The sequence below is a fragment of the Limosilactobacillus reuteri subsp. simiae genome (assembly GCF_020784875.1).
GTDB classification, from domain to species: Bacteria; Bacillota; Bacilli; order Lactobacillales; family Lactobacillaceae; genus Limosilactobacillus; species Limosilactobacillus reuteri_H.
Map to the genome: position 1 here is coordinate 1 of NZ_JAJGUI010000116.1, position 8,147 is coordinate 8,147.

Consider the following 8,147-nt stretch of genomic DNA (forward strand, 5'->3'; position numbering starts at 1 on the left):
CGTCAGCTGTAAACAGATACCAATGACCATCATTAGCTTGCATATACTTATTAGTAACTGCTAAATAGGTAGTTGGATCAAAATAATATACTTGACCATTTTTATCCCACTTGTATAACCCTGTAACTATTCGGCCATCTTTGCCAAACATATATTTCATTCCCCATTGAGAAGTAGCATATACGTCATTCTGTTTTAAATAAGTTGTTGGATCAAAATAATAATAAGTCCCAGCCCACTTTTGAACTCCACTTAATGCTTGACCATTACTACCTAATAAATAACCTGTAGACCCATCTCCAATTGTACGATAATCGTTATCTACTCTTAAATATGTGGACGGATCAAAATAGTAATGCGAGCCTGCCCAAGCTTGAAAACCAGCCTGAACTACCCCATTATCAGTCAGATACCAATTATTTGTTCCTTGAACATTTGTATTTGGTATTGTAGGCAAATAGGAATATTGGCGTCCACTAAGCGGCTTATCATTTTGATAATATGTCATTTGACCTTCATTATTTTTTTGCCAACCATTTTTATTAATATTTTGCTGATTAGATTGCACAGAATTAGTTGTTAATTTTTCAGTAGCTTGAGCATTTAAGGAGTTAGAGCTAGTGTTAAAGTTGGAAGTAACTTCCGCTTTAGTTGTAGATACCCCCGATATAGAGGTTGAACTTTGTTGTGCTATCTCGTCTTGATTTAAACTCACATTATTAGAATCATCAGCGAATGTAGGATTAGCGAATCCAATAATCGTTCCAAATCCTACAGCAGTCACTAAAACTAATCCTCTTACCCAAAGCTTACCACTTTTATATAGTTTAAATCTCTTTAACATAAGAACATTCCTTCCCAAAAAAAACCAACAAATTTTATCTTACACTTATATTGTAATCCCTTTCTCACCTAATTGTATGTCAAATTCACTTTATTATCTCGCAATTTGTATATAATTTTTCATACCTTATATACTAACAACAGCTAAATTATTAGCTACGACATAAGCAGCTTATGGATAAAATTTTATACCAGCTTCTTTATACAAAAAGAGGACATTCATAAAAAAGCGACCTAGCATGATAACTAAGTCGCTATACTTTATCCATGATTTCTGATAACTGTTTGTGGATCCAACCATTCGCCATGGCCTGTTGCTTGACTAGGATCATTCCAACTTGGAACAAAGGAATTCTTTAAATCGATGCCATAGTTTGGACTAGTATTAATTCCTAAGTGAAGATGATCAAGGTCACGATAACCAATTACTTGACCGGCATAAATGATATCATTTGGTTTAACAGTGATCCTATCACGGTTACTAAATGCTTCCTGGTAAACATATAAATATTTTCCGTCCCAAACAGTTGTAAACCACCATAGAACTTTACCATCATCATCTTTTACCGTATTTACATCTAATACTCGCCCACCATGAACTGCATGAACTTCTGAACCTGGATGATCTTGAGTCCCAAAGTCTAAACCATCATGGAAGCCATTCTTACGAATATTACTGGTATAACCAAATTTCTGTCCCTGATAGTGCCAACCTTCACCAGACTGTGGAAACGGCCAACTCCAACCGTCATTTTGCGGAAGTGCACGAGCAATCCCATCAGTACCAAAATTATAACAATGACCGTCAACCCATTGAATACCAGTATACATTTGCCCATGAAGCTGATCATTGTAAACCCATAAGTCATCTGGGTCAGGTTGAACGTCATAACCATCTGAGAAATAGTAGCGATTACCATTAATAGTTCGCCAACCAGTAGCTACTTTCTTAGTTGTAGGATCATCATAATAAACCTTACCCCAGCTAGTGGCTACTCCATTTGCATCAAAGACATAGGTATTTCCATCAATACCTAAAAACTTAGATTCTGCTCGTGAGCCATCATTGGTAAAGTAAAATTTTTGGCCTTTAGCATTAGTCATCCACTGATTATCCCAACGCGCACCGTCAGCTCCAAAATAATAAGTCCGACCCCAATTGGTATAGAATTGGTTAGTGTAGCGAGCACCATTAGCTCCAAAGTAGTAGGTATGACCCCAGTTATTATAGAATTGATTCTTATACTGCTTACCATCTTTTCCAAAGTAGTAAAGTTTTCCATTTTGGTTTAAGAAATAATCGCGTTGCATCCGTCCTTGATCATCAAAAAGATACGTTGCATCACCAATGGTGGCAAGTTGTGAAGTTGCCCGTACCCCATCGCCAAAGAAGTAGTAACTATTTCCCCAGCGATTCATCCATTGATTATCCCAACGTGCACCGTCTTGCCCGAAGTAGTATACATTACCCCAAGCATTCATAAACTTATCATCCCAACGTGCGCCATCAGCACCAAAATAATAAGTCCGACCCCAATTGGTATAGAATTGGTTGGTATAACGCGCACCATCGGCTCCAAAGTAGTAAGTATGGCCCCAGTTATTATAGAATTGGTTCTTATACTGCTTACCATCTTTTCCAAAGTAGTAAAGCTTCCCGTTTTGATTCAAGAAATAATCGCGTTGCATCCGTCCTTGATCATCAAAAAGATACGTTGCATCACCAATGGTGGCAAGTTGTGAAGTTGCCCGTACCCCATCGCCAAAGAAGTAGTAACTATTGCCCCAACGATTCATCCATTGATTATCCCAACGTGCACCGTCTTGCCCGAAGTAGTATACATTCCCCCAAGCATTCATAAACTTATCATCCCAACGTGCGCCATCAGCACCAAAATAATAAGTCCGACCCCAATTGGTATAGAATTGGTTGGTATAACGCGCACCATCAGCTCCAAAGTAGTAGGTATGGCCCCAGTTATTATAGAACTGATTCTTATATTCTTTACCATCATTGCCATAATAATAAACTTTATTATTGACTGTTTTAAAGCTATTTGGTTGCCCAGTTTCAGCAATGTTTTGTTCTGAAGTATCGGTACTTTGTGCAGCTGGAGTAACAGGAACTGCTCCCTTATTATCATTACCAACTGTGCTATTACTAGTACTTTCAGTATTGTCGATGATATTTTCATTACTAGTATTAGTTTGAGTCTCAGCAACTGATTGTTGAACTTCAACATTACTATTATCTAATGTAGAATCTGCTTGAACAGATCCTACGCCTAAAATCGTCCCCGCAAGAACAACTGCTACAGTACACCAAAGTTTACCACTTTTATATAACTTAAAATGTTTCTTTAATTCCAAGATTATTTTCTCCCTGATTGATAATTTATTTAACTACAACTGCAAAACGTTTAATATTATATGAATTTTCAAAATTACTTGCTGAAACCCAGTATGATCCTCCAGCAGGATCTTCAACGTGATAATAACCTGGACGATAACCATCAAGAGTCATCACATGACTATTATTAACTCCTACTCCCCAGAAATAATTACCATATTGAGGGGCAGCCCAATGCATCGTGACATAGACAACAACCGGGTTACCATTAAGTAATTGACTTTGTAAGTCTGCAGGAGAAGACCCTGAAATATTCTGAACATTACCGAACCGTGAACCCCATTTTGCTAAAGGTTCGGGATAAATTGATTGGAAGATTCCATAGGTTACTCGTTGATATCCGCCACCGAATCCTTCCTTAGGATTACCATTTGGTGAAATTGGCATCGTTTTAATAAATGATTGAATGTTGTAGTTGTTGGCATATCCCTTATTATGAAGCGCTTCTAACAAGGCTGTCGCTTCACACGCCATATCACCAACTTGATATTGATTAATGTAAGGCGCATTTAATAAAGTACCATTAATTATTCCACTATTTGGATCAACGTAATAATTCTGATGTCCAAGAATAAAATCCTGCTTTTGTAGGGCACCGTCACCCCCAAAGTAATAGGTATGTCCCCAATTATTGTAAAAGCGGTTATCCCAGCGAGCGCCATCATCACCGAAGTAATAAGTATGTCCCCAGTTATTATAAAAACCATTATCTAAACGACTTCCATCTGCTTGAAAGTAATAGGTATGTCCCCAGTTATTGTAAAAGCCATTATCTAAACGACTTCCATCTGCTTGGAAATAATAAGTATGACCCCAATTATTGTAAAAGCGGTTATCCCAGCGAGCGCCATCATCACCGAAGTAATAAGTATGTCCCCAGTTGTTGTAAAAGCCATTATCTAAACGACTTCCATCTGCTTGGAAGCAATAAGTATGACCCCAATTGTTGTAAAACTGATCTTTATATTCCTTTCCATCAGCACCAAAATAATATGTCTTACCATTTCTTTGTTGGAAGTAATCTGTTTGCATTATTCCTTGTGCGTCAAATGAATACACATCATTATTAATTTGAGCTAATTGATTAGTATAACGTGCGCCATCCGCTCCAAAGTAATAACTATGACCCCAATTTGTATACCACTGGTTCTTAGAAAGGGCCCCGTTATCGTCATAATAATATGTTTTATTGTTGATAGTATTGAATGTATTTGGTTTTCCAGTCTCAGATATCCCATCTACATTATTACTTTGAGATTGTGGTATTACTGGAACTTGAATTTTTTCTTTGTCACTAGTATTTTGATCCGTAAGAGTTTGATTACTATCTGAAGATATATTCTGCGTTATTTCAACATTATTTAAACTTTGATTTTCTGTTGTACTATCAGCTTTTGCGAAAGTAGGTGTTACTATTAATAGACCTAGAGCAATTGCAGCATAACACCATTTCTTTCCACTTTTGTATAGCTTAAAATGTTTTCTTATTTCCAAAATAATCCATCCCAACTGTTAATTTTAATTAAACATTATTATAATAATATATTTTTTTAATTTGAAAACCTTTTTTCAGGAAAAAATTATCTCTTACAGAAAAGAGAAGTTGCTATTTAATAAGAAACTTCTCTTTGGTAAATTTATTAAACTTTTACTTAACCAAGCCATTTTAATGATGCGGTATAGTTTACAATAATAGGTTCTCCATAATTTACATTACTAGTTTCTACGGATGCAAGCCAAAAATCATAATAATATTGATTTCCATCTGCAGTTGTATACGTTTTGCTTCCTTTTACTTCTTTAGGCAAAAGACTCTTTACATCATTAACAGTACTTTCGCTAACCTCTTTACCTTTTTCTCCAGTTAAAGCTTCTTTGATATCTTTTGAATTCAAGATACCAGAAAAAGCATTATCACTTTTATCAGTTATTAAATCTCCCTGCTTTAGAGGATTATCGATTTTAATTTCCTCATTGTTAACAGTATTCCAAACCTGAGATATTTTAATTTGTAATGGAGAAGTTGCTACTTGAGTACCTGGTTCAGAATCAACGACTACAGTTGCCGAATAATTTGCAATTAATGGTTGTCCATACTTGGCATCTTTATTTGCAGAAACAAACGTATTTACCTTATTATTTCCGCCTTCAAGCCAGTAAATATAGTGATACCGTGCACCATTTGCTGCTGTGTATACTTTTGAAGATATTCCATCTTTAAGCTGTCCAGCTAGCTTAGTTAATTCAGCATTACTAATCAATTGACCATCATTTCCACTTAATTGAGTAGTTCCGAAAAGGTCTGTCGATAACTTTGTTCCTTCAGTTAATCCATCATTAGGAGTTACATCAGTAGTATTCCATAGTTTTGTAATTGTTGGTATTACTACTGAACTCTTCATAACAGGACTTTCATAACCTTCTAACATACCTTTATAAACATTTAATGATTGAAGAGGGTATCCTTGATCATCAAATAACGTTACATTATCCCAAGTCGTGCCACCCCAAGTAGGTTGGTTATTCCAGTACATTACTGAATCAGGTGCATAGCCTACTGCATATTTAGAAGCCCATCCAGTGCCATAAACATCTGATACTTTTTTATTATAATCCCAATTATCATAGCCTGCTTTTACCGGAATCCATGCTGGCTCCCAATAAAATGCACCTACACCATTCTGATTGACTAATGCTTTATACATATCTGAAAGTGCATCTACTTGGCCTTGCGGATCGTGACTATATGCTTGAATTTCACCACTTGCACTAATTGAGTTTCCAGTTCCATCGGCATCATTAACATTATTAATCCAGCCTGTTTCAAGAACTACCGTCTTTTTGCCAAATTCTTTTTCAGCCATCTTTTCGATAGCTTCTAAATTAGTTGGTGTACTTGCTCCGTATCCCAGATCAACATTATCATACCAACCATTACCATCATGAGTTGACCAGAATGGGTAATAAGATGTCCCTAAGTAGTCATAGTCAACATTATTGTCTCTTAAGACTGTCATAATGCCACGGTACTTATCAATATTAGGTGTTTCTAATTGAATAGCAATTTTAGCATTTGGCAATGTTTGACGAACTGCTTTAGCTCCAACACCTAGATATTTAGCTACTTTTGCCCCATCAGCAGTTTCCCAAGTTGTAGCCCAATTACCACCATGGTCGCGGTCAGTCCAAATACCAAATGCACCATTTGTAACCTCATTACCAACTTGAACCATTTGGACATTAGCTCCGGCCTTCTTAAGATCAGAAAGTACTTTGCTTGTGTAGAGGCCAATTTCATTGCTTAAGTCATCTGTTGATAAATTCTTCCATGCCTTAGGAAGTGGTTGCTTAGCAGGATCTGCCCAAAAGTCAGAGTAGTGGAAGTCAATAAGTACTTTCATTCCATATTTAGTTGCATCTGTAGCCATCTTAACTAGTGAAGATTCATCATTAGTACCGCCACTGTATCCCAGTCCTTCAGCATTATATGGGTCATTCCATAACCGTAAACGAACCCAGTTAACACCAGCATCTTTTAGAACTTTAAATAAATTAGCTTCTTTTCCATCAAAGTCATAAAACTTAACACCAGCATTTATCAGCGCTTGGTAACTCGAAACATCAACCCCACGAATCATATCATCAGTCATTCCAGGGATTTTTTCAACTTTTACACTATCATAACGAAGGCCTGTATTAGTCCCAGTCTTATAAGCTAGGTCTAACTGTTCATCTGTTCTTTCGCTTGCAGGGACCTTACTTTCATTAGCGTTAGTACCAGTTTCTTGACCGAATACAAGTGTTGCAGTGTAATTTACCTTTAACTGATCTCCGTATTTAGCATCCTTGTTAAGTGCAAGGAAGTTATTTAATTTATCATCAGCTGATTGACCTTCTAGCCAGAATTCATAATGATAAGCATCATTACCATTATAGTAATTCTTAGTGCCTTCTACTGCAGAAGTATTACCTGCAAAAGCAGCAAAAATTGCTTTAAGAACCTCCTGACTAATAATTGTACCTTTATCTCCTTTTAGAAGTTCAGCAGTTCCATTAGTCAAAGCACTTCCGAGATCTGCACTATTAACTACACTTCCTTTAGTTAAGCCATTATCTACGTCAGCATTTACGCCGGCCTTCTTAAAGATATCTGAAATAGAAGCACTAATCGTGGAAGTAGCTTGTGGTTGTTCAGCTTTTTCTCCTGGTTTAAATAAAATAATTACTAACTTATTTTTATTTAGGTCTGCTCCAACACCAAGCACCGAGTTGTCTGCATTTGTAAAGTCATAACTATTCATAAAGGTATTAGTAATCTTTTGAGGATCATCATTTGTAAAATCAGTAGAATATACTACTAAAACCTTACCACTCAGTAAGTTATTAGCTTGTAATTTCTTTTCAATTACATTTTTATCAGGATTAGTATCACCTTGAGCTACTTCTTGTGCAATATCATGAAGCGCTAATTCTTGATAATCGTTATTGGTGTTTCGCCAATCATATTTAACACCTTTAATACCTTGGTTAGTCAAAGCCTGAGCAACTTCCTTAGCTACTGTATCTCTAGTTTGACCCATATCGGAAGTCTCGGTCGCTTCACCATTATCATTAAATTCGTATCCTTTACCATCAATGACTCTTACCTGATTAGTAACCATAATACCATCATTATCAAAGTAGTATTGATGACCATCTTTTGTTAAGAATTGGTTTGTATAACGAGCACCATCGGAACCAAAGTAGTAGGTGTGGCCCCAATTCTTGTAATATTGATCTTGGTACATAATTCCTTGATTATCAAAGTAGTATACCTTACCATCTCTATTTAAGAATTGATCGGTGTAACGAGCACCATCGGAACCAAAGTAGTAGGTGTGACCCCAATTCTTGT

At 36.4% G+C, this 8,147-nt stretch carries 4 protein-coding genes; all 4 read right to left on the reverse strand.

Features of this window, described 5'->3' with window-relative positions; all coding sequences use genetic code 11:
* On the reverse strand, window positions 1-844 hold an 844-nt coding region (locus LMC10_RS10190; protein ID WP_229269754.1), incomplete at its 3' end, for a KxYKxGKxW signal peptide domain-containing protein.
* A gap of 260 nt (window positions 845-1,104) precedes the next feature.
* Window positions 1,105-3,213, reverse strand: coding sequence for a KxYKxGKxW signal peptide domain-containing protein (locus LMC10_RS10195; RefSeq protein ID WP_229269755.1), 2,109 nt, complete (start codon window positions 3,211-3,213; stop codon window positions 1,105-1,107).
* A 25-nt stretch (window positions 3,214-3,238) separates the two neighbouring features.
* Window positions 3,239-4,747: a KxYKxGKxW signal peptide domain-containing protein gene (locus LMC10_RS10200; protein ID WP_229269756.1), complete on the reverse strand. Its 1,509-nt coding sequence runs from the start codon at window positions 4,745-4,747 to the stop codon at window positions 3,239-3,241.
* 158 nt (window positions 4,748-4,905) lie between these two features.
* The coding region (locus LMC10_RS10205; protein ID WP_229269757.1) for a glycosyl hydrolase 53 family protein at window positions 4,906-8,147 on the reverse strand (3,242 nt) is incomplete at its 5' end.